The organism is Mycobacterium sp. NGS64, assembly GCF_059812245.1.
The window spans coordinates 513,430-532,387 of the sequence record NZ_JCALCI010000004.1; the positions used below are offsets into that span (position 1 = coordinate 513,430).

18 protein-coding genes are annotated in these 18,958 nt (G+C 66.8%); 6 read left to right on the forward strand and 12 right to left on the reverse strand.

All coding sequences use genetic code 11. The features are described from left to right. The first annotated feature begins 122 nt into the window (after positions 1-122). The 4 genes from AC5Y4S_RS20390 to AC5Y4S_RS20405 are packed head-to-tail and all read left to right on the forward strand — an operon-like array spanning position 123 to position 5,071. Positions 123-1,319, forward strand: coding sequence for an amidohydrolase family protein (locus AC5Y4S_RS20390; protein ID WP_500034435.1), 1,197 nt, complete (start codon positions 123-125; stop codon positions 1,317-1,319). Between the two features lie 7 nt (positions 1,320-1,326). After that, positions 1,327-2,295, forward strand: coding sequence for an acyl-CoA dehydrogenase family protein (locus tag AC5Y4S_RS20395; RefSeq protein WP_500034436.1), 969 nt, complete (start codon positions 1,327-1,329; stop codon positions 2,293-2,295). Beyond that, positions 2,292-3,494, forward strand: coding sequence for an acyl-CoA dehydrogenase family protein (locus tag AC5Y4S_RS20400; protein ID WP_500034437.1), 1,203 nt, complete (start codon positions 2,292-2,294; stop codon positions 3,492-3,494). The genes AC5Y4S_RS20395 and AC5Y4S_RS20400 overlap by 4 nt, the downstream gene beginning before the upstream one ends. Then, a complete protein-coding gene (locus AC5Y4S_RS20405) occupies positions 3,491-5,071 on the forward strand; it encodes a class I adenylate-forming enzyme family protein (protein ID WP_500034438.1) in 1,581 nt (526 codons plus the stop codon). The genes AC5Y4S_RS20400 and AC5Y4S_RS20405 overlap by 4 nt, the downstream gene beginning before the upstream one ends. Here the strand turns inward: AC5Y4S_RS20405 and AC5Y4S_RS20410 are convergent. The 9 genes from AC5Y4S_RS20410 to AC5Y4S_RS20450 form a co-directional block, all read right to left on the reverse strand. Further along, complete coding sequence (locus AC5Y4S_RS20410; protein WP_500034638.1) at positions 5,058-6,191, reverse strand: amidohydrolase family protein; 1,134 nt, start codon at positions 6,189-6,191, stop codon at positions 5,058-5,060. The genes AC5Y4S_RS20405 and AC5Y4S_RS20410 overlap by 14 nt on opposite strands. Before the next feature lie 112 nt (positions 6,192-6,303). Continuing rightward, the gene (locus AC5Y4S_RS20415) at positions 6,304-7,062 is read right to left on the reverse strand and encodes an SDR family NAD(P)-dependent oxidoreductase (RefSeq protein ID WP_500034439.1); all 759 of its coding nucleotides are present in this window, start codon (positions 7,060-7,062) and stop codon (positions 6,304-6,306) included. Beyond that, positions 7,059-7,613 carry an SDR family oxidoreductase gene (locus AC5Y4S_RS20420; RefSeq protein WP_500034440.1) on the reverse strand — a complete coding sequence of 185 codons (555 nt, stop codon included), beginning with the start codon at positions 7,611-7,613 and terminating at the stop codon, positions 7,059-7,061. Before AC5Y4S_RS20420 ends, AC5Y4S_RS20415 begins: the two co-directional genes overlap by 4 nt. An 11-nt stretch (positions 7,614-7,624) precedes the next feature. Continuing rightward, positions 7,625-9,076, reverse strand: a complete 1,452-nt coding sequence (locus tag AC5Y4S_RS20425; protein ID WP_500034441.1) for a class I adenylate-forming enzyme family protein — start codon at positions 9,074-9,076, stop codon at positions 7,625-7,627. Continuing rightward, on the reverse strand, positions 9,073-9,873 hold the full coding sequence (locus AC5Y4S_RS20430; protein ID WP_500034442.1) for an enoyl-CoA hydratase/isomerase family protein: 801 nt from the start codon (positions 9,871-9,873) through the stop codon (positions 9,073-9,075). Before AC5Y4S_RS20430 ends, AC5Y4S_RS20425 begins: the two co-directional genes overlap by 4 nt. Continuing rightward, positions 9,870-10,688 carry an enoyl-CoA hydratase/isomerase family protein gene (locus tag AC5Y4S_RS20435; protein ID WP_500034639.1) on the reverse strand — a complete coding sequence of 273 codons (819 nt, stop codon included), beginning with the start codon at positions 10,686-10,688 and terminating at the stop codon, positions 9,870-9,872. The genes AC5Y4S_RS20430 and AC5Y4S_RS20435 overlap by 4 nt, the downstream gene beginning before the upstream one ends. After that, entirely contained in the window at positions 10,685-11,932 is a 1,248-nt protein-coding gene (locus AC5Y4S_RS20440; RefSeq protein ID WP_500034443.1) for an acyl-CoA dehydrogenase family protein, read from the reverse strand. Before AC5Y4S_RS20440 ends, AC5Y4S_RS20435 begins: the two co-directional genes overlap by 4 nt. 6 nt (positions 11,933-11,938) lie before the next feature. Beyond that, positions 11,939-12,745 (reverse strand): enoyl-CoA hydratase/isomerase family protein, encoded by an 807-nt coding sequence (locus tag AC5Y4S_RS20445; protein WP_500034444.1) that lies wholly within the window; start codon positions 12,743-12,745, stop codon positions 11,939-11,941. A gap of 4 nt (positions 12,746-12,749) precedes the next feature. Then, complete coding sequence (locus AC5Y4S_RS20450; protein WP_068178487.1) at positions 12,750-14,000, reverse strand: hotdog family protein; 1,251 nt, start codon at positions 13,998-14,000, stop codon at positions 12,750-12,752. 44 nt (positions 14,001-14,044) lie between these two features. Between AC5Y4S_RS20450 and AC5Y4S_RS20455 the strand changes: the two genes are divergently transcribed. Further along, positions 14,045-14,881, forward strand: a complete 837-nt coding sequence (locus tag AC5Y4S_RS20455) for an enoyl-CoA hydratase-related protein (RefSeq protein WP_068178484.1) — start codon at positions 14,045-14,047, stop codon at positions 14,879-14,881. A gap of 3 nt (positions 14,882-14,884) precedes the next feature. Here AC5Y4S_RS20455 and AC5Y4S_RS20460 read toward each other — a convergent pair whose 3' ends face one another. After that, positions 14,885-15,760, reverse strand: coding sequence for an SDR family NAD(P)-dependent oxidoreductase (locus AC5Y4S_RS20460; RefSeq protein WP_500034445.1), 876 nt, complete (start codon positions 15,758-15,760; stop codon positions 14,885-14,887). A gap of 109 nt (positions 15,761-15,869) precedes the next feature. Between AC5Y4S_RS20460 and AC5Y4S_RS20465 the strand changes: the two genes are divergently transcribed. Further along, positions 15,870-17,390: a class I adenylate-forming enzyme family protein gene (locus AC5Y4S_RS20465; protein WP_500034640.1), complete on the forward strand. Its 1,521-nt coding sequence runs from the start codon at positions 15,870-15,872 to the stop codon at positions 17,388-17,390. Here the strand turns inward: AC5Y4S_RS20465 and AC5Y4S_RS20470 are convergent. Both AC5Y4S_RS20470 and AC5Y4S_RS20475 read right to left on the reverse strand, forming a co-directional pair. After that, positions 17,380-17,784 carry a Zn-ribbon domain-containing OB-fold protein gene (locus AC5Y4S_RS20470; protein WP_500034446.1) on the reverse strand — a complete coding sequence of 135 codons (405 nt, stop codon included), beginning with the start codon at positions 17,782-17,784 and terminating at the stop codon, positions 17,380-17,382. The two genes, AC5Y4S_RS20465 and AC5Y4S_RS20470, sit on opposite strands and share 11 nt — an antisense overlap. After that, positions 17,784-18,929, reverse strand: a complete 1,146-nt coding sequence (locus AC5Y4S_RS20475; RefSeq protein WP_500034447.1) for an acetyl-CoA acetyltransferase — start codon at positions 18,927-18,929, stop codon at positions 17,784-17,786. Before AC5Y4S_RS20475 ends, AC5Y4S_RS20470 begins: the two co-directional genes overlap by 1 nt. Positions 18,930-18,958: the final 29 nt, after the last annotated feature.

The window sequence follows — 18,958 nt, forward strand, 5'->3', positions numbered from 1 at the left end:
CGTGCCGGCTTCGCGTGCTACTCAGGCGCCTCGGCCATCCAGCCCGGGATAGCCATTGCCGCATCAGGATAGTATGTTTTCTGGAAATAGAGAATTTACATTCTCGCTTAAGGAGCGACGCGGTGACGACCAAACTCGATTACGGCATCTTTGACTGCGACACCCACTGCTACGAGACTCGGGACGCGTTCACCCGCTATCTGCCGGAGAAGTTCAGGGACCGGGCGATCACCACCGTGCGCGGGGCGGACGGCGTCGAGGTGATCCTTGCCGGGCATCGCGTCGCCACCTTCAACAGCGAGGGCGGTCTGGGTCTCGACGTCGCTTACCGGCCCGGCTCGCTCAAGGAGATGCTCAAGCAGATGGGATCGGGCAACCCCGAGGAGTCCTACGAGCCGCAGCCCATGCAGCCGGAATTCATCGAGCGTGCGGCACGCCTGGCCGTCATGGCCGACCAGAACATCGAGCGCATGGTCATCTATCCAAGTGGCATGGCGTTGGCCGCCGAGCACTACGTCGATGACACAGCGGCACTGTATGCGAATCTGCGCTCCTTCAACCGATGGTTCGATGAGGAGTGGGGTTTCAACTACAAAGACAAAATCTACGCCACCGCGCTGATGTCGTTGCGCGACTTGGATTCTGCGATCGCGGAGACGGAGGCGATCATCGCGCAGGGGGCGAAGTTCGTGCTGCTGCCGACTGGGCCGGCCTATGGCCGGTCGCCCGGCGACCCGTACTTCGACCCCGTTTACGCACGCCTGCAGGAGGCCGGCTGCGTCCTGGTGTTCCACATCATGCCGTTCTGGTACTTCAACGCGATCTCGCCCGCCTGGGGACAGAACCCCGACCCCGCCTCCTGGCACATGTCGGCGTGGCAGTGGATGAACATCTATGGGCAGCGCCCGATCGAGGAGACGTTGTCCGCGCTCATCTTCGACAACCTGTTCGGTCGCTTCCCGGGCCTGAACGTCCTTGTCGCCGAGCACGGCGCGGAGTGGGTGCCGTTCTTCGTCCGGCACATGGACAAGAGCCGCGGCATGGGCCGCAACGGCCCGTGGATCGGCGGCAAGTTGACGGAGCGACCGTCGGCGATCTTTCGCCGTCATGTCCGTGTGGTGCCCTATCCCGAGGACGACATCCCTGCCGTCGTCGCCGGTCTCGGCTACGACGACTGCCTGGTGATGGGCTCGGATTACCCGCACGCCGAAGGCCTGGCAGTGCCGGCCGAGTTCGCCAAGCTGCTCGATCCGCTCGACGACGCCACCAAGCGGCGGATCATGCGCGACAACGCCGACCAGCTGCTCTCCCGCAGTTAACCGGGGCATGACCGACCAGGACTCGTCCGCCGTCGAGCTCGACCTGTTGAGAGCGTCGGCGCGCCAGTTCCTGGCCGAACGCGGGGAGAGGGGAATGGTCAAGGACCTTGCGGCGATGGACTGGACCGGGCTGCTTGTCGATGAGGTCATGGGTGGCGCGGGTTGGCGTCCGGTCGAGGCGTGCGTCGTGGCCGAGGAGCTCGGGCGAGCGCAGGACGGGTCGGCGTGGTTCGGAACAACGCTGGGCGCCGCCGCGCTTGCCTGCGGGCCCGAGGAGGTCAGGGAACAATTACTGGCCGGCTTGCTCGACGGCACGGTGGCGGCGGGCTTCGCGGTCCTCGACGAGCCCGCGCGAGTCATCCGCGGGGATGCGGTCGACATCGTCCTTCTGTTGGGACGCAACGGAATTCACCTGCTGCGTGACCTGGATCGCGACCGGTTCGAGCTGGATGTAGACCTGCTTGACGTCACCAGGACGGTATGGCGCTTCGACGTGACGGACGCGCCCAGCGCCTTGATCGGATCTCCCGAACGGGCCGACCAGTTGATCGCCGTTGCGCGGCTGCTGGTTGCCGCCGACTCCGTGGGCGCCGTGTCGATGACCCTGGAACGGTTGACCGCATACCTCAAGGAGCGCGTCGCGTTCGGTGCGCCGATCGCGAGCTTTCAAGCGATTCAGCACCGGCTCGTCGAACTACTTGTCTTCGAGGTCAAAGCGCGCGCCGTCGTCATGAGGGCGGCGCGGGCAATCGCGTCAGCCGACGAAAGGGCGACCGTGCTGACGGCGGCGGCGCACGCGTTCGTAGCTGCGAACGCCACCGCAGCCGTCGACGAGTGCATGCAACTGTCGGGCGGCATCGGCTTCACCTGGGAGTATCCGCTGCACCACGAGCTGCGTCGTGTCTTCACGAACGGCCATCTGATCGGCACGGCGCGCTCGAGTCGGGCGTTGGTGGCGGAGGTGTCGGGTTGGTGAGCGTCGCCGCGAACCGGCCCACCGATGCGCAGCTGGCCGCGTTCAGGCAGCGGGTCAGGGCACACATCGCCGAGCATGCACCGGCGATCGAAGCGCGCGAAGGGCACCGGGCGCCTGAGACCGCCGAGCAAGAGGCCCAGCTGCGCGCGTGGTTCGCCGGCCTGTTCGAGGCCGGGTTCGTCGGTGCGGACTGGCCGGCCGAATACGGCGGTCGCGACGACCACCACCCGCTGCACGATCGCATCGTCAGCGAGGAGATCCTGCGCGCCCGCGCGCCACGGCCCGTCGACCAGGTCAACCTCGCCGCGCACGTCTTGTTGCACTTCGGATCCGAAGAACAGAAGCAGAGGCTGCTGCCCCCGATCCGGCGCAGCGAGCACGTTTGGTGCCAACTGCTCAGCGAACCCGATGCGGGCAGCGACATCGCCGCCGTGCGCAGCCGTGGCGTGCGGCAAGCCGACGGCGGCTGGGTCATCGACGGGCAGAAGACCTGGATCACGGACGGGCACTGGGCCGACATGGGCCTCGCCCTGATCCGCACCGACCCGGCGTCGTCGCGCCACCACGGCCTGTCGGTCTTCACCGTGCCGCTCTCGGCGGACAGTGTCGAAGTTCGTCCGATCCGCACGATCGGCGACGCGATTGAGGTCAATGAGGTCTTCCTGACCGGAGTCAGGCTCGGTGCGGAGAGCCTGATCGGCGAGGTGGGCCAGGGTTGGTCGATCATCATGGCCGGCCTGGACTTTGAACGATTCGGCATCGGCGGCAACGTCATTTTGCTCGAACTCTTGATCGATGATCTGGTCACCGTGGCGCGTCACGCGCTCATCGACGGCGCGCCCGCGTTGGACTCCGCCGACATCCGCCAGCAAGTGGCCGAGTTGGCTGTCGAGGCCGAAGTGGCCAAGGCGTTCATCGACGACCATGTGGAGCGGCTGACGTCGGGTGAGGAACGACCGGGCGACGGTTCGATCGCGAAGCTGAGCTTCGCCGAGACATATCATCGAATCGCGGCCTACGGCGCTGAGCTGGCCGCGTCGACGGTTGCCGTGGGGGCCGCGAATCCCGATGTGGAACAGGCCAAACAACGCCTGCGGGAATGCTGGCTGTGGTCGCGGGCCTACACGATATCCGGTGGTAGTTCGGAGATGATGCGCAACATTCTGGCCAAGCGGCGACTGCACCTGCCGAGCCGATGACCGCCCACCCAGCCGGGCAGACCTACTGGTCGCTCGTCGAAACGGCAGCGCGGGCGTATCCCGATCGAGTGATCCTCGCCGACGACTACGGGCGCACCCTGTCGTGCGGACAGCTGTGCGAATCCGCGCTGACGTGTGCAGCGGCACTGGCGCAAAAGGGAATTGGTGCGGGGACGGTGGTGACGTGGCAACTGCCGACGACGCTGGAAACGATGGTCGTCATGGTGGCGCTGGCGCGCCTTGGTGCAGTCCAAAACCCAGTTCTGCCGATCTGGCGGGAGAGTGAACTGCGCTTTGTGACAACGCAACTCGCGACCGATGTCATCATCGTGCCCGGATTGTGGCGCAATTTCGACCACACCGCTCTCGCGCACAAGATCAACGGTGACCAGTCCATGTCTGTGGTGGTCATCGACCACGATGCGCCCATCACCGATGCACTTAGACTGCCCGCCGGTGATCCGGCGGCGCTGCCCCCACCGCTGCACTCCGGCGAGGACACGCGCTGGATCTACTATTCGTCGGGCACCACGGCGGCTCCGAAAGGCGCGCGGCACTGCGACCGCTCGGTCATCGCCGGCTCGGCAGGCGTCATCGGCATCGTCGGCGCCTCCAGTAGCGACGTCAACCCGATCGCTTTTCCGGTGTCGCACATCGGGGGAGCGGCCATGCTCGCCGCCGCCCTGTATACCGGCATGCGGTTGGTGCTGTTCGACGCCTTCGATGCCGCTGAGACTCCCTTCGCCATCGCTGCGCACCGCCCGACACTGTTGGGCAGCGCCACCCCGTTTTTCGTCGCCTTCATGGCGGCGCAGGCCAAGCACGGTGACGAACCGCTCTATCCCGATCTGCGTGGCTGCGTCGGCGGCGGTGCCCCCATCACCTCGGAGCTGGGCCGTCAAGTGCGGCAGACTTTCTCGGTCGACGGCGTGGCCAATTCCTGGGGCCTGACCGAGTTTCCGGTCGCTACTTCTCAAGCGCCGAACGGCCCGCCGGAACTGCTTGATTACACCGTAGGCAAACCTGTGCCGGGCGTATCAGTGCGAGTCGTCGACGAATCCGAGCGGCCGGTTATGCCCGGGGCGGAGGGGGAGCTGCGGCTTAAGGGCCCGCAATGCTTCCTCGGCTACGTCGACGCCTCCTTGGATGCCCAAGCGTTCGACGCCGAGGGGTGGTTTCGCACAGGCGATCTGGGGCGCATCGACGACCAGGGCAACGTCGTGGTCACGGGGCGCATCAAGGACGCGATCATCCGCAACGCAGAGAACATCTCGGCACTCGAGATCGAGGGCGTGCTGGCGAGCCATCCTGCGGTCGCCGACGTCGCGGTCATCGGCGTGCCCGATGAGCGGACCGGCGAACGGGTATGCGCTGTCGTCGTTGCCCGGCCAGGCGCGGCGGTGACGCTCTCCTCGGTTTTCGAGCATTGCCAGGCCCGGGGGCTGAGCAAGCACAAGACGCCCGAACGACTCGAAATCGTCGATGCGCTGCCCCGCAACCTCACCGGCAAGGTGCTCAAGACTGAACTGCGCGCCAAGTTCGGAACGTTGGCGCGCCCGGCCGCTACAGGCCGATAAGCTCCTTGAGGTTGCCGCCCATCACTCGCGCTGTGGTGGCCGCCGGAAGGTTCTCGAGTTCCTTGACGAAGTCCCCGGGCGCGGCCAATCCCTCCGGGTGCGGGTAGTCCGAGCCGAACATCACCCGGTCTGCACCGAGAATGTCGATGAGGTGCGACATGTCCTCCTCGTGGAAGGGGTTCACCCACACGTGCCTGCGGAAGACGTCGCCCGGGTGCTCGCTGAAATCGCGCGGCTTCTTGCGGTAGACCCGATCGAATGCATCCATTAGGCGATTCGCCCACGACCCGCCGTTCTCGACCACGCCGATGCGCAGGCCCGGGAACCGCTCGAACACGCCGTGTGCGATAGACGCCGCCAGCGTGTCGAAGATGTGGCGGCTCTCCTCGTAGATGAAGCCGCGGAACTTCGTCAGCTGGAAGCCCTGGAACTCGTTGCCGCCCTCCCAGTCGGAGAGGTAGCGGTCGTAACCGGAGTCGGAGTTGTGCATCTGGACCGAGATACCCGATGACTCGACCAGCCGCCAGAAGTCGTCGAACTCGGGTAGCGCCGGCGAGCGGGACGTGCCGTCTTCCCTCGGCACGGGCGCCGGTCGGATCAGCACCGTCCTGGCCCCGTTTTCCAGGCACCACTCGAGTTCTGCGACGCCCTTTGCGGGATCGTTCAGCGAGATCGCCGGGACCGGGAAGATGCGGTCCTTGAAGTTGAACGTCCAGTCGTCGAGCAGCCAGCGGTTGAAGGCGTGGGTAACCGCGTGGGTGAGTTCGGCGTCGCCTTTGGTCCGTTCCTCGAGCATGCCCGCCGTGGTCGGGAACATCAGTGCGCCGTCGACCCCTTGGCGGTCCATCAACGCCAGGCGCAGGTCGGGACGCCGGAACTCGTCCGGGCAGCGGATCGGCTCGGCAAGCTCCCGCAGTGTCTTGCCCTCCGGGTTTATCCCGCGGTAGTAGTCGGCCCAGGCGCCGGGAGTGGGGATCACCTCGTAGGTGGGGTTGGGAATTGTCTCGGTGATGACGCCGAGGATCTGCAGCTTTTTGCGACCGTTGACGTCGACGAATTTCAGTGCTTCGGAGTACTTCTGCGGCAGATAGCGCGTGTAGGCGTCGATCGTCTCGTACATGTGGTTGTCGGCGTCCCAGACTTCCAATGTCTTGTTCACTTTTCGCCTCCAACATGTGAGAGAATATGTGTTCTCAAATATAGCAAACAGCCGTATCCGGGTGTGGCCTGGCCTAGAGATTCATGAAGTGGCCACCGTCGACACCGAGGGTCTGTCCGGTGATATAGCGCGCTGCGGGGCCGACCAAGAACGCGACGGCCGATCCGATATCGCGCTCGGGATCACCGATTCGTCCGAGCGGCACCCGCCGTGAAAGGCGCTGCTCCATCGCCGGTTCGGCTTCGATCGCGGCGGTCATCGCAGGCGAATAGGCAAGTGGTGAAACCGCATTGACGGTAATCCCGTGGGGTGCCCACTCGCGGGCCAGGCTCTTGGCGAAGCCGCGAAGTGCGCCCTTCATCGTCGCGTAGAGGGGAAGCGTCGCGCTGCCCTCGATACCCGCAGGCGATGTCATGACCAGGAAGGTACCGCCCTGCCTCTTGAGCGCTTCGAATGCCGCGGCGGCGCAGTGTTGGGCGCCGCCGACGGACACCGAGTAGTGGTCGTCCCACAGCAACCGGCTCACCTCCTCCAGCCGATGCGGCTGGCTGGAACTATTGCTGGTCGCGTTGTGCACCACCGCGTCGAGCCGGCCGGTGGTGGTGAGGGCGATGCCCACTGCTTCGGCGACCTGTTCGGGTACGGTCACGTCGCAGCGTGCCCAGCTCGCTCGGTGCCGCCGTGCGGAGATCCCGGCGACGACATCACATCCGGTCTCGGAACGGGATGCGACCACGACATGCGCACCGTTGGCGGCCAGCGCGATCGCGATGCCGCGTCCCAGCCCCGCGCCTGCACCGGTCACCAGGACCGTGTGACCGTCAAGTCTCACGGCAGCATCACCGAACCCCCGTCCGCGACAATGGTCGTCCCGACGAGGTGATCGATGTCGTGACGGAGCAGGAACTTCGTGGTCTCCACGACGGAGTGGATCAGCGTGCCGTCATCGGCTAACGCGGCCGCGGTCAGGTGGGACGCGTCCAACGCTGGCGCGAACAGGGTCGCGGGCGCCGCGATGAGGTTGACCACGATTCCGTCGGAACACCATTGCCGTGCAGCCGATTTCGCCATCGCCCGGATGCCTTCGATCGCCGTGGTGTAGCCCACCCCGCCGGCCGCACCCGTCATGCCGATCGTGGGGACGACGAGAACGATACGGCCGCTGCGCTGCGCCATCGCGGTATGCGCGTGCTGCAAAGCGACAAGCGTGCGCCACATGGCCTCACCGGCGTCGACCGTCGTCGCCGAGCCGGTGCCGACGACGATCACGACGCCGTCGACCGCAGGTGGCAGCGGCGCATCAAGCGCTGCCGCGACGGCTCCGAGTCCGTCGGTGAGCGCGCTTGCCAGCGGGTCAGTGGATCCGAGAACAACAGTCGACACGGGAAGAAACCTCAGCCGACGGCCAGCGCGGCGAGCTCGCGTTTGACGACCTTGCCGACATCGTTGCGCGGGAGCTGCTCGACGAACACGATGCGCACTGGAACCCGATACGGCGTCAGGCGTTCGCGGCACCACGCCACGAGCCCGTCTTCGGATACCGATTCATCGCCGCGGACGACGAATGCCCAGGGGACCTCCCCGAGCCGCTCGTCGGGCACGCCGACCACGGCGGCCTCGCGCACCCCGTCTGCGGCGACCAGGACGTCCTCGACGGTTCCGGGAAACACCTTGAGCCCGCCGCGGTTGATCATGTCCGACACTCGGCCGTCAAGCCACAGGAATCCGTCGTCATCGAACCAGCCGAGATCGCCGGTGTGGAACCAACCGTCATCGGTGAGCCGGTCCAGGAAGGCCGGATCGATCTTGCGCGCGGCCGTCGTCGGTGTCCGCACCAGCACCTCATCGTCGATGATCCTGACGTCGATCCCCGGCAGGGGTCGGCCGACGGACCCGAGTTTGGTCTCGCCCCACTCGCGGGCGTCGGCAGCCGACCAGCCCACCACCTCGCCGCCCAATTCGGTCTGGCCGTAGGAGTTCAGCACGATCACACCGAATTTGTCGCGGAATCGCGCCGCCTGGACGGGCGATAGCGGAGCGGTGATCGACCGCACGATCTTCAGCGGCGACAGGTCCGTGACCGAATCGTCGTGCAGCACCATGGTCAGCGCCGCGGGCGGCAGCACCGTTGATCGCAGCTGGTGCCGCCGGACAAGCGCGGCGAAGTCACCGGGGGAGAAACGGTCCATCAGAACCACGCCCGAGCCGGCCCGGAAGGCGAACAGGACCTGATAGATGCCAGCCCACAGCGACAACGACAGCGGAACAAGGTTAGGCATCGGCGACTGCTTAGGCTTGCCCCCAGCGGGTTTCGCGCCACGAAGTTTGTCGAGTAGTCGATCGATCAGATCGAGCACCGTGCTGTGACGAAGCGGCACCGGCTTCGGCGGGCCGGTGGTGCCCGACGTGAACTGCAGCAGCGCAACGTCGCCATCGTAGGACCGCGCATCGCCCGAATGCATCGCCGAGGCGGCAATCGCCCACGCCAGCGCGTCGCCGGTGATGACCGGCAGGTGGAACGCCGAGAACCGTTGCACAAGTGCGGGAGTGGTGATAACGGCAACGGGCTGCAACGTCTCCAGCTGGGTCGCGATCTCGGCATCGGCGGCCCTGGGGTTCAGCGGCGTGTACACACCGCCGGCGCGCCACGTGCCGAACAGCGCGGCGATGGTCGTGGCATCGTTCGGCAGCATCGCCGCGACCACTTGTCCCGTCGTCAGCCCGCGTTCGCCGAGCAGCGTCCCGAGCCGGTCGGCGCTGGCAGCCAGCTCGTCGCGCGACACCTCAGCGCCGAGCGTATGTACTGCGACTTCAGGCAGGCCGTCCAGCAGATCCACCAGGCTCACGAATCGGCCTCCAGCGGAGCCCAGTTCGGAGCTCGCCTGTCCGCGAAGGCAAGCGGACCCTCGTTTTGATCCGGATGCCCCCACATCGACGTCAGGTGCTTAGCACCCGCGCGGCACGCATCCGTCAGGCCGTATTCGAGTGCGCCCCACAGTGCACGCTTGGTGGCGCGCATCGCCGCGGGCGAGTTCCTGGCGATCTTTTCACCCAGCTCCTGGGCGACCTCGCGCAGCTTTTCCGGCGGGTCGACGACCTGGCTGATCATGCCGAGCTGATACGCACGCTGGGCGCTGAGCCGTTCATGGCTGCCCACCAGGGCCATCCGCAGCACGGCCTCGGCGGGCATCTTGCGCATCAGCGTGATGGTCTCGAGCGCACTGACCTGACCGATCGACACATGCGGATCGACGAAGCTCGCGTCCGATGACGCGATGACGACGTCGGCGTCGGCCACCCAGTGCAGGCCGCCGCCGGCGCACACCCCGTTGACGGCGGTGATGACCGGCTTGTCGACGTTGCAGTGCCACGCCGTCAGCTTGAGGTCCAGTGTGCGCATGGTCTCCTGAAACTGCAGCACGGCCTCACCGTCGAGCTCCGCGACGTCGGCGCCCACCTGAAAGGCTCGACCATTACCGGTGTGCACAATGACCCGAACGTCGGGGTCGGCGTCTAATTCGGCCCAGGCTCTCGGGAATTCCTCTCGCATCACCACGTCGTAGGCGTTGAGGCGCTCCGGCCGGTCGTTGATGATCCAGCCGACGGGCCCATGCCGCTCAACGATCAGCCTCTGGTAGGTCATGAAACCTCCGCCGCCGCGTCCGACAGCGGCTGCCACTGCGGCCGGCGCTTTTCGCGCCACGCCCTGGCGCCCTCGCCGTGGTCGGGGTGATTGCGCAGCCGCCAGATCTCATCCGCGGCATCCCGGCGGGCCTGCGTCATCCCGACCTCCAGCGAATGCCACAGCGCCTTCTTGGTGGCGCGCATCGCGGTCGGCGAATTCGTCGCGATCGCGGCGGCGAGGCGCCCGGCCGCCGCGCGCAGCTGGTCGGCGGCCACCACCTCGGACAGAATGCCCAACTCGTAGGCGCGTTGCGCCGAGATGCGTTCGCCCTTGCCGCTCAACGCCATTCGGGTGATCGCCTCCATCGGAGACTTGCGAAGCAGCGTGATCGCCTCATAGGCGACGGCCTGGCCGAGCGACACGTGCGGGTCGACGAAAGAGGCCTGCTCGGCCGCGATCACGATGTCGGCGTCGGCCACCAGGTGCAGTCCGCCGCCCGCGCAAACACCGTTGACCGCCGCGATCACCGGCTTCCACACCCCGCAGTGCCACGACGAGATCTTCAGTTCGGCGTCCCTGGTCCGGCGTGAATGCCTGCGCATTGCCGCCTTGTCGCGCGCCACCTGCACCACGTCCATTCCGGTGCAGAAGGCCTTGCCGTTGGCGGTGTTGACGATCACGTGGACGGCGGGGTCGGCCTCGAGGTCGGCCCAGGCGGATTCGAGCTCGTCGAGCATCAGCGAGTCGAAGGCGTTGCCCGCGTCCGGCCGGTTCAGGATCAGCCAGCCGATACCATCAGATTTCTCCACCACCAGGCGCTGATAGCTGCTCACGAGCGCGGAATTTCCTTCCAGGGTTTGCCCTTCCATGGGTCCGGTTCCTTGGGTAACCCGAGCACACGCTCGCCGAGGATGTTCTTGTTGATGTCGGTGGTGCCGCCCTCGGTGCCGTTGGCGAGGCTGCGCAGCATTCCGTGGACGTCCCGCGGCAGGGCGTCCGGGTCGTCGGTGGCCGGCCAGGCGACCGCGTCGGTGCCCAGCAGATCCACCATGAGGTCCTGGATTTGCTGGTTCAGGGTGGCCTGGTGCACTTTGCCGATCGAGGACGCGGCCCCCGGCGACTGACCGGCCGAAAGTGCCGCGCGGACACGGTCATTCGTCCAGCCACGGATCTGCTCCTGGGCCCACAACCGCATGACTTTGTTCCGGACGACCGGGTCGTGCCATCGGCCGGTCTCGCGCGCCAGCGCTATCAGGCGGTCGGCGCCGGAGCCGCCGAGGCGGCCCATGCCTCCCGACCCGGAACCCGAAACCATCTGCCGCTCACTGGACAACGTCGATGCGCTGACACGCCATCCGTCGTTGACCTCGCCCACACGGTGCGCGTCGGGAATCCGCGCATTGTCGATGAAGACCTCGTTGAACTCCGCCTCACCGGTGATCTGGCGCAGAGGACGCACCTCCACGCCGACTTGATGCATATCGAGCAGGAAGTACGTAATGCCTTTGTGCTTGGGTGCCTCTGGGTCGGTTCTGGCGAGCAGGATCGCGAAGTCGGCCTCGTCGGCCCACGTGGTCCAGACCTTCTGGCCCGAGATCACCCACTCATCGCCGTCCCGGACGGCTCGCGTCGCCAACGAGGCGAGGTCGGACCCGGCGCCCGGTTCGCTGAAGAGCTGACACCACTTTTCCTCGTTGCGCACGATCGGCGGCAGGAAACGCAGCCGCTGCTCTTCGGTGCCGTGGCTGAACAACGCTGCGGCAGCGTTGTTGAGCCCCAACGGGTTCAGCCGGGCCAGCCGCAGCGGACGCAGCACCTGATCGATCGCCCGGGCCACCTCGTTGCCGATTCCCAGACCGCCGTATTCGCGAGCCCACGTGGGCACGACGAGGCCGGACGCGGCGAAGGCCGGATACCACTGCCGGTACTCCTCCTGACTCCGCACGGCTCGGAGGGCGGCTGGGCTCTCAGCGGCTGCCGTGCGCCAGGAGATCGGTACCTCGGCGTCGACCCATCGCTCGACGGCCGCGACGGCGTCTGCGGTGGCGGTGGCCTCGGTGATCGGCAGCGGTGTCATGATCGTCTAGCGTCCTTGGAACTTCGCCTCGCGCCTGTCGCGGAACGCCGCCAACCCCTCTTTGAAATCCTCGCTGCGGCTCGACAACTCGAGCGCCATCGCCTCGTTCTGCAGGTGACGGTCGAGGTCGAGCCCGTTACCGCTGTGCAGCAGCCACTTGGTGAGGCCCAGCGCCACGGTGGGTGCGTCGCCGAGGCCCGTGATCAGTTCGCTCGCGACCGCGTCCAATTCGTCGGCGGGGGCCGCGGCGTGAATGATGCCCCACTCGGCCGCGGTGGTTCCGGAGATCTCGTGGCCGAGCATCAACAGTTGCCGGGTGCGCACCATGCCGATGAGGCGGGGCATCAGCCAGGCGGCGCCGCTGTCCGGCGTGAAACCGCGGGCCATGAAAGGCTCCCAGAACCGCGCGTTTCCGGCGGCGACGCAGAAGTCGGAAGCCAGTGCGATGTGGAACCCGAGGCCGGCGGCCCAGCCGCGTACCACACACACGATGGGCACCTGCGTCTCGAGCATCAAGGGGATGAGCCGGTTGGCCTTGTTTGGCAGCCTCCGCTGTGTGCTGCCCACCCTTGGCTTGCGCTCCGAGCGACTGTTGTTGGCGATCAGGTCGGAGCCGGCGCAGAAGTCCGGTCCTTGGGCGTCGATCCGGATGACACGCACCGACTCGTCGGTGCCGGCCGCGGCGAGATGCGTGATCATCGCGTCGAGCATCACGTCGTTGACCGCGTTTCGGCGCTCGGCACGGTCGAAGGTCAGGTGCAGGACCTGACCGTGTTGTTCGGCGCCGAGGCCGGGCACGCTGTCGTAACTCATGGCCTCAGCGCTCGGCGAACCGTGCCGACACCGCGGTGAGCAGGTCGGCGAGGTTGGTCGCGCCGCCCGGCGGATCGGGTAGCCGGACGGGTCCGCGTTCGCGGCTCGGCAACAGGATCGTGGCATGTCCGGGCGCCGTCACCTGGCAACGGTGATTCGTCGCCGCCAATTCGAGGTCGACGGCGGGCCGGTCGTCCTCGGCAAGATACTTGCGCACCACTTTTCCGGTGATGGTGTGCAGGTCGCCGACGTAGTTGAAGAGCCGGAACTCGCAGTCGAGCTTCCACAGCCAGGCGTCGTCCCCCATCCAGTCCGTGCACAGGTGGATCAGCCAGGTCTCGCGCATGCGGCCGTAGTCGAAAGTGGTGGGGTTGCCCGCATTGCGGGCCGCGTCCGGTTCCCAGTGCACGCGCTGCTGCACATCCGGGACGCCGTGTTCGTTGGGCGTGTAGAAACGGGGAATGCGTTGCCGGTTGCGCCACGCCAGCCGCAGGGGCCGCACGCCGTACATCCCGGTGCCCATGCCGACGTGCCAGCAGACCATGTCGGTGACCGTCAGCGGGCCTTTGGTCAAGGGTCCCACCTCGTCGCCCTCGTCGACGTCCTCCCACCACCGCGGTTCGGCACCGCGCGGCGACTCGCGCGCGTATCTTTCGTCCAGTTCGGCGATCTCGTCCGGCGTCCACGACTTCAGTTCAACGGTCTCGTACTTCTTGCGTCCGCGGGCCTTGCCGCGCTCGGTGCGGATCATGTTGCGGTACTGCCCACCCAGAATGACGCCCTCGTCGTCGCGGAACACCTGCGCTGACCATTCGTGCACGGCGCGCTCGGCGAATTCGCTGCTCTTGTCCAGTGCAGCAACCAGAGCGTTGCGCCGGAAGACCCGATGATTCGCCCGCAGCGGCGCCCACCACTCCCGCGCGGAGGAGGCGTAGAAGGCGTGGACGCCGCGCAGCGGGTCGCCCTTGGTCAGCGCACGGTCCTCGTCGGAGAGCGTGGTCACCTCGTCCTCACCGATCAGCGTGTCGCCCCCCACGAGGGCCGGCGGCGCGATCGACTCACCCCAGATGGATTTCGCGGCGTACTCAGGATCGGCCCACAGCGGGTTGGCGTCGCCGTAGCTCTCCGCCACGTGGCGGAAGCAGTCCTCGTTCGGGCGGTAGTAGTGCGGGGGCTGGGTGTGTGGAACGGCGATGCCGATGGTGGCGCGCAACCGGGCCAGTCCCTCGTCGGTAATCTGACCGGTCTCCGGCATGGAAATTAAGATACCCGAAAAGCGGAAACGCCGTTAACGCAGGGATGAACCAGATGAGTGAAGAACGATCGGGAATCGTGGTAGGCGTCACCGACGGCGGGGTGCAACGAATCACCATCGACCGCGCCGATGTCGGAAACTCGCTGTCGCCCTTGGCGCGTGACGCGCTCACGGAGGCGTTCACGCGGGCGAACGACGATCCCGCCATCCGCGCCGTGCTGTTGGGCGCCACGGGTGACCGGCACTTCTGCACCGGCGCGGGCTTGGCGCCGCAGACGGGGGACGCAGTTGCACAATCGAAAGCCGTCGCCGAGAAACGACCCGGCGACATCGCTCGCATGCTCCAGCAGGGCTGGCAGCGATTGGTGGCGTCGGTATTGGACTGCGACAAACCTGTGGTCGCCGCGGTCAACGGCACCGCTGCGGGCGCCGGGGCCAGCCTGGTCCTGGCATGCGACCTCGTCGTCATGTCAACGGAGGCAAAGCTTGTCGAGGCGTTCGTGCACCGCGGGATCCTGCCGGATTCGGGCGCCATTCACCTGCTGACCAGAATTGTGGGGCTGCGCAAGGCGACCGAACTGCTGATGCTCGGCGAGCCTGTCGACGCTGCCACCTGTGAAAGGCTCGGACTTGTCAACCGGGTGACCGCAGCCGGCGACACCGACGCCACGGCGGAAGAGCTTGCCAGACGGCTCGCTGCGGGGCCGACCGTGATGCTGGCACTCACCAAGCGGTTGTTGTCCGTTTCATCGGAGTCGGGCCGCGATCGCGCATTCGAACAGGAAGCCTGGGCGCAGGAGGTGGTGTCGCGGACCGCTGACCTGCAAGAGGGCCTGCGGTCTTTCGCCGAGCGGCGCCCCCCACGGTTCCAGGGTTTCTGACGCTCAACCCTGCTCAACCCGTTGGGGGCCACCACGAATGGTGAACGCGGAGCTATCGTCGATCTCGTCGATCGACGCTGCCACCGACTCCGCGGTCAGCGACGGGTCCTCGATTCCTTTGGTGACACCGATGAACACCCGCGACACCTTGCCTGCGCCTACCGAGTAGATGTGCGCAGTGCGGTCGCAGCTGCGGTGTGCCAGGTAGATGACCACGGGCGTGACGAGTTCGGGGTCCATCTTCTTGCCGGCCTCACCCATGATGTCCTCGGTCATCCGCGTCCGCGCGATGGGTGCAATGGCGTTGATGGCGATGCCGTTGCGGGCGCCCTCGATCGCAAGAACATGCATCATGCCGACGAGACCCATTTTCGCCGCACCGTAGTTAGCCTGACCGAAGTTGCCGAAAAGCCCGGTGCCCGAGGTCGTCTGAACGATTCGGCCGTAATTCTGCTCCCGCATGACCGGCCAGACCGCCCGCGTCACATTGAAGGCGCCGGAGAGGTGCACGGCGATGACCGCGTCCACCTGCTCGGCGGTCATGTTCTTGAACGCGGCGTCGCGCAGGATCCCGGCATTGTTGACCAGAACGTCGATCCGCCCGAAGGCATCGATCGCCGCCGCCGCGATCGCCGCACCGCCCTCCTCGGTGGCAACCGACTCACCGTTTGCGATCGCGGTGCCCCCCGCGGCCCTGATCTCGTCGACCACCGCTTGAGCCGCCGACGTCGACGCGCCGCTGCCGTCCACCGAACTTCCCAGGTCGTTGACCACGACACGCGCGCCGCGGCGGGCGAGCTCGATGGCGTGGCAGCGGCCGAGCCCGCCGCCGGCGCCGGTGACGATCGCTACCTGGTCATCGAAAGTCATTGACTGCATGCGTGAGAGGTTACATTTACTAAATCGAGAGCGAGCATTTGCATCGGAGGGCACTCTGTTGACTGGCACCACGCAGTTGCTGCGGCATGCGCACCGGCGAGCCGAGGAGCTGCGGCCCCGGTACCGGGCGGCCGGATCCTGGGTCGGGGAGCCGGTTGACATGGTGCGATCGGCCGCCGCGTTACATCCCGGCCGGCCGGCCGTGGCGGACCGCGGCGCCGAACTCACCTACGGTGAGCTGGACCGGCGCATCGATTCGGCCGCACTGGCCATGGTCGATGCCGGCGCAGCCCCGGGCACCGTGATCTGTCTCGTCGTCGGCAACGACGTGGACTCGGTGGTGGCCGTTCACGCGGCGCTGCGAGTCGATGCGGTGGTGCTGATCGTGCCGCGCAGCGCCGGGCCCAAGCAACTGGCCGACATCCTCACACGCACCGGCGCGCGGTTCGGCGCGGCGCCGAACTGGACGGCGATCAACCAGCCGGAACTATCCGAGGGTTGTCATTGGATCGAACTGGGTGACCACGAGCGCGTCGACGCCAACCCGCCCCGCCCGGTGCGGCCGGCGGACGAACCGTCCTTCGTGCTCTACACCTCAGGCACTACATCTCGACCCAAGGGCGTGATCCATTCGCTGAGCACGTTGGCCAAGGCGTCGACGAACTACATCACCGCAGCGGGCCTCGGGTCGGACGACCGGATCTTTCTGATAAGTCCACTCGCGTCGGTCACCGGGGTGCTGCAAGCGCTGTTCATCGCTCCGATGCTGGCGATACCGGTAATTCTCGAGGATCGTTGGGATCGGTCGGCGACTTCCGACCTGCTGACCACCTCCGGCGCGACGTGGTACGGCGGCCCCGACCGGCTGCTGGCCCAAATGCTCGACGAGGCCGCGGCGCGCGGCGCTGACGTCACGCTACGCGCGGTGTATCTGGGCGGGACCATGCTGGATCGGCAGATCGTCGAACGTATCGAGGACGAATTCGGCATCGTCGTCATGCGCGCCTACGGATCCTCGGAGATCCCGGTCAGCACGTCTGGCCTGCGAACCGAATCCCGAGAAGTGCGTCATGCGGATGACGGAGTCGCGCTCGGCGACGTCGACGTGCGGGTTGGGTCGATGGCCGAACCCACCGAGTGCTGCGTCAAGGGCCCGCACACTTTTCTCGGGTATACCGACGCCGCGGACGACGAGCACGGGTTCGAGGGTGAGTGGTTCCGCACCGGCGACGTGGCAGAGGTCATCGACGGGCGGGTGCGGATCATTGGTCGCATCAAGGACATCGTGATTCGCAACGGGTTGAAGATTCCGTCCGCCGAAGTGGAGGAGGCCGTTTCGCGGATCGATGGGGTCCGCGAGTGTGCCGCCTACTCGGTCGCCGACGACACCACCGGTGAGCGGCTGGCCGTGGCAGTGGTGCTCGAACCCGACATCGAGATCTCGCTGGCAGAGGTCGGCCGGGCACTGGTCGCTGAAGGTCTGCCGAAATACAAGCTGCCGGAGGAGCTGGTGTTCTGGGACGAGCCGCTTCCGGTCAACGCGAACGGCAAGGTCGACCGCACCAAGCTCGACGCACGATCCGCGGGGCGCCGGCGGCTCCTGGCCGACCGAGTCGCCACTACCCGGTAGCCGGATAGAAAACCGGGACTAGGAATCCGTCCTCGTCGTCGCGGAAGGCAAGGACCAGTTCCATGTCCGCGCGCAGATCATCGACGCGGCAGCGCTCCACGACCGTCATCAGCCGCGGTCCCTGCTCGAGATCCACCATTGCCAGCACGTAGGGAGTCCGCGCGTCAAAGGGAGCGCCATTCTGATGAATGACGGTCCACGTGTAAAGCCGCGCGCGTCCGGTGGCCGGCACCAACTCGACGTCCTCGCTCCAACAGAGCGGACAGAACGGCCGCGCGTACAACGACGTCTGACGGCAGGAGCGGCAGGCGTTGACCATCAGCCTGCGGTCCTGCGTCGCTGACCACCACGCTTGCCCGTCGGCGTCGATCGTGGGCCGGTCTGGAGCCGTCACTACAGCCTCCCGAGGATCATCGTGGCGCTGTGGGTGAAGAACCCACCCATCGCGTGGACACACGCCAGGTGGGCCCCGCCGACTTGGCGCGGCCCGCATTCCCCGCGCAACTGGCGCACCGCTTCGACCATGAGGAACATTCCCCGCATGCCGGGGTGGCACGCGGCCAGCCCGCCTCCGTCCGTGTTGGTCGGAAGCGCTCCACCGGGGCGCAGGGCGCCGGACCCGATCAGCGGCCCGCCTTCGCCCTTGGCGCAGAAGCCGAGGTCCTCCAGCGTCAGCAGCACGGTGGACGTGAAGGAGTCATAGAGCTGGCAGACATCGATGTCGGCCGGACTGACGCCCGCCTGGGCGAAGGCTCGCGGGCCCGAGCGCGCGGCGGGCGACGTCGTGAAGTCGGCCCATTGGCTCATGCTTACGTGGGACGTCGCGTCGGCGGCCCCGAGAATCCAAATCGGTTCCTTCGCACAATCCTTGGCCACGCGCTCGCTGGCGAGCACGACGGCGCCGCCGCCGTCGGTGCGCAGGCACACATGCTTGGAGGTGAACGGGTCGGCCAGCATCGGCGCGGCTGCGACGTCGGCCACGGTGATGCGGTCGCGCTCAAATGCGTTCTCGTTCATGGCCGCCCATTCATGGGCGGCGACGGCGACCTCAGCCAGTTGGTCGATCGTGGTACCGAATTCGATCATGTGACGCCTGGCCACCATGGCGTATTTGGCGATCAGTGTCGCGCCGTAGGGTGCCTCGTACTGCAGTGCGCCGCCCGTTCCCATGGCGGCAGCGGAGGCTCGTACCCGGCGCTTGACGTCGGAGCGCGCGGTGGACCCGTAGGTCAATAGAGCGACCTCGATTTCCCCGGCCGCGATCGCGGCGGCGGCATGAGCGGCCATCACTTCCCACGACGATCCGCCGACATTGGTCGCATCGACCCACTTGGGCCGCAGACCCAGGTATTCGCTGACCTCCACCGGCGGCAGCAACGTCCCGTGCCCCCCGAAACCGTCGATGTCCTCCTTCGTCAGGCCGGCATCGGCGACCGCCCGCCGCGAGGATTGGGCCATCAGCGCCATGGCGGTCTTATCCGGGACCCGGCCGCAGTCGGACAGGGCAGCACCCACAATGGCGACGCGGTTCGACGGCATAGCTCATGGTTATCACATTGTCGTCTCGC

What these genes read in the sequence shown, in the direction of transcription:
- AC5Y4S_RS20460 (WP_500034445.1), bottom strand. Translation starts at nt 15,760, where the DNA reads ATGCAGTCAATGACTTTCGATGACCAGGTAGCGATCGTCACCGGCGCC.
- AC5Y4S_RS20430 (WP_500034442.1), bottom strand. Translation starts at nt 9,873, where the DNA reads ATGACCTACCAGAGGCTGATCGTTGAGCGGCATGGGCCCGTCGGCTGG.
- AC5Y4S_RS20410 (WP_500034638.1), bottom strand. Translation starts at nt 6,191, where the DNA reads ATGTACGAGACGATCGACGCCTACACGCGCTATCTGCCGCAGAAGTAC.
- AC5Y4S_RS20475 (WP_500034447.1), bottom strand. Translation starts at nt 18,929, where the DNA reads ATGCCGTCGAACCGCGTCGCCATTGTGGGTGCTGCCCTGTCCGACTGC.
- AC5Y4S_RS20450 (WP_068178487.1), bottom strand. Translation starts at nt 14,000, where the DNA reads ATGCCGGAGACCGGTCAGATTACCGACGAGGGACTGGCCCGGTTGCGC.
- AC5Y4S_RS20405 (WP_500034438.1), top strand. Translation starts at nt 3,491, where the DNA reads ATGACCGCCCACCCAGCCGGGCAGACCTACTGGTCGCTCGTCGAAACG.
- AC5Y4S_RS20455 (WP_068178484.1), top strand. Translation starts at nt 14,045, where the DNA reads ATGAACCAGATGAGTGAAGAACGATCGGGAATCGTGGTAGGCGTCACC.
- AC5Y4S_RS20440 (WP_500034443.1), bottom strand. Translation starts at nt 11,932, where the DNA reads ATGACACCGCTGCCGATCACCGAGGCCACCGCCACCGCAGACGCCGTC.
- AC5Y4S_RS20395 (WP_500034436.1), top strand. Translation starts at nt 1,327, where the DNA reads ATGACCGACCAGGACTCGTCCGCCGTCGAGCTCGACCTGTTGAGAGCG.
- AC5Y4S_RS20445 (WP_500034444.1), bottom strand. Translation starts at nt 12,745, where the DNA reads ATGAGTTACGACAGCGTGCCCGGCCTCGGCGCCGAACAACACGGTCAG.